Origin of the sequence: Mesorhizobium sp. M2A.F.Ca.ET.042.01.1.1 (assembly GCF_003997405.1) — a bacterium.
In the GTDB taxonomy this organism is placed as follows: Bacteria; Pseudomonadota; Alphaproteobacteria; order Rhizobiales; family Rhizobiaceae; genus Mesorhizobium.
This window is the reverse complement of the sequence record NZ_RZRX01000462.1, coordinates 1-2510: the sequence shown is the minus strand read 5'-3', so window position 1 is coordinate 2510 and position 2510 is coordinate 1. Positions and strand designations below refer to the sequence as shown.

The window sequence follows — 2510 nt, the reverse complement described above, 5'->3', positions numbered from 1 at the left end:
ATACAAGATCGACTACAATGAGGCCACAGGGTTTACCGAGGAGGAAGTAAGGGAGGTATACTCCCGCGTGAACAAGTATTCAATGCCATTGAATAGGCAAGAGTTGCGCAGAGCGGACTTTCCCGGGAGGTTCCTTGACCTATCGACGGACCTCTCCATAAACGAATTCCTCGACGCCTCAAGGGTGTTTACCGTCGGCCAGCGAAGGCGAATGGGCGACGTAGAATTCGTGTCCGAGATACTTTCTGGCATGCTTGAGGGGCCGCAAGACAAGAAGGGCGATCTGGACTATTTTTATTCAAGATATGCGGAATGGAAGCCTGAAGAAGAAGCCAAGGTTAAAGAAGCGTTCTTAGCGGTCATACACGACCTAGAAAGCATTTTCGCCGCTGAAAAGTTGCCGTTAGCCAAGACACGTTTTCGGCAGAAGTCGGATTTTTATTCGCTCTTCCTGACGATATATGAATTTCAGAATGCCGGAGATAGCTTGACAGGCAAGGATCTCGAACCACTCAGGGGAGATCTACGAATACTTGACACGAATATCGCGCCAGAGTCTGAAATCGATGTCTTGAGCGAGTATGCGATAAAGTGTGTATCGCAGGCCAATAGCGTGTCGAGCCGGTCTTGGCGAAAGAACTTTCTCATGGATGTCTTACAGGGAACTTATCGTGGTAGAAAACCAGACGGCGCCATCCGATCAAAGTTTGAGTCCATCGCCCTCCAGCTGGAAAAAGGCGGCGCCCAAGGCAAGCTTTTTGAAAAGTGCATTGGATGCGGCGAGCCACTGCACACGCATACCGCCGACGGACGGGAATTAGACTGGCCGCTGGATACTCAAGTGTTCCAAATCTCAAACGCTTGTTGGCGGATGCACGGATGCGGGGCGAGGGCCTGAATGGCGTTACTATTCTTTGGCCGCGGCGAAAATTTAGCGAAAGAAACGATTGTTATTCCGGATGAGCTGCGAACGCCGTTCGGAAAGACCTATGAGGTTGGCGAGAGAATCGCTGCTGGTGGAAATGGGGTTGTACATCGGTGTACCGATCTTGGGGATGGTACCGAGTATGCCGTCAAGTTTCTTCTCGATCTACGTACGCATCGGCGCAAGCGGTTCGATCGAGAAAAAACCCTACTTCAGGGTATCCGACATGACCATCTAATCGCATATCAAGATGCAGGGGACATAGATGGTGAGCAGCGGAGGGCGCGTTCATCGCAGCTGATAAAGGATATCCCATTTATTGTCATGATGTTAGCCAATGAACCCCTCTCAGCACTTGTAAAACGGGCTCCTGTTCCGAATGAGATTTTTCTGGCTCAGTTCCGCGGACTCGCACACGGTCTCGGCGAGCTTCATAGAAGGGCTGTCCATCGTGATATCAAGCCGGACAACATTCTGGTGATGGGAGATCGCTGGGTGCTCAGCGACTACGGCTTATGTGACATGTTGGATCTGCCGGTTGAAGAAAGAATGACCCCCGACTGGGAAATCGTCGGTCCGCGGTTTTGGATGTCTCCAGAAGCAAATAACCGTAGCATTGGTAGAGATGACCATATCAACGCGGCATCCGATGTATTTCAGCTGGCGTCGGTATTCTGGTTTGTGGTCAACCGTAGTCATCCCACAGGGGTTCTCTCTAAAGAGGACTGGAAGGGACCAGAAACACTGTTCGATCCGATATTCAAGGCACTTCATCACAGCGCTTCCATACGGCCCGCCAACGGCGAGGCTTTCGCGGCCCAGATTGATGAAGCAATTCTAGGGTAATCGATCGCCCCCGATGATCATTTGTGGCAAACAACGCAACTGCCAGCCCCTTCGTCAAGGCCGTACACGTCGTCGATTGTTTCAGTGGTCTTTCCCGACAAGGGATTGATCCGCCGGCCACGCCGCAGCCGCTCCCGGCGTTTCTCGTAATCTGACTTGATCTGTTCGACCCGTTCGGGCGAGATCAGATCCGTCAGGGTTTCCCCTTGGCTCCACGTGAACGGAGAGCCGTCTCGTAGCGCGGTCTTTTCATAATCCACGGCCTCGGCGAAGCGATCTGGATGATGTTCGGCGAGCCGAACCCATTCGATCTTCTGCTGGTAGAAGCAGAATGTGCACCCGGAGCGGGAACGCCATTGATAGTAGGCCGGCTCACCGACGTCTGACTGCTCGAGTATCTCTATGACCCCGGTACGATCGACTCCTGCTTCACGAAGCGGAAGACGGACCCGCATGTTGGGGTGTGTGGCTTGATAGCCCTCGCGGCTTGGCTCATCGGCGCGGATAGCGACGTAGGAGTGGACGATCGTCCCGCTTTCCAGATCCTTTTGCAGCCAATGCTCCATCGGCCGGAGTTTCAGCTGTCGCGTGCACCAGCGGGTGCGGGGGGAGGGGAGAAAATTACCGTACTCGTCCAACCAGAAATCAAAGTCGCGATCGGGGTTAAGCCGCTGGATGCGCCGACCCAGGAAGCCTTCGAGCTTATCAAGGAAGCTATAGACCTCAGGCAGTTCCTTAC

General features: G+C 53.3%; 3 protein-coding genes. 2 read left to right on the top strand and 1 reads right to left on the bottom strand.

The genetic code is table 11. From position 1 onward, the window contains the following. Both EOA23_RS35945 and EOA23_RS33695 read left to right on the top strand, forming a co-directional pair. A partial coding sequence (locus tag EOA23_RS35945) for a DUF262 domain-containing protein (protein ID WP_189341813.1) occupies positions 1–898 on the top strand: 898 nt, incomplete at its 5' end. Beyond that, positions 899–1771 carry a protein kinase gene (locus EOA23_RS33695; RefSeq protein ID WP_127307230.1) on the top strand — a complete coding sequence of 291 codons (873 nt, stop codon included), beginning with the start codon at positions 899–901 and terminating at the stop codon, positions 1769–1771. Between the two features lie 17 nt (positions 1772–1788). Here the strand turns inward: EOA23_RS33695 and EOA23_RS33690 are convergent. Continuing rightward, positions 1789–2510: hypothetical protein (locus EOA23_RS33690; RefSeq protein ID WP_127307229.1), on the bottom strand; the 722-nt coding region annotated here is incomplete at its 5' end.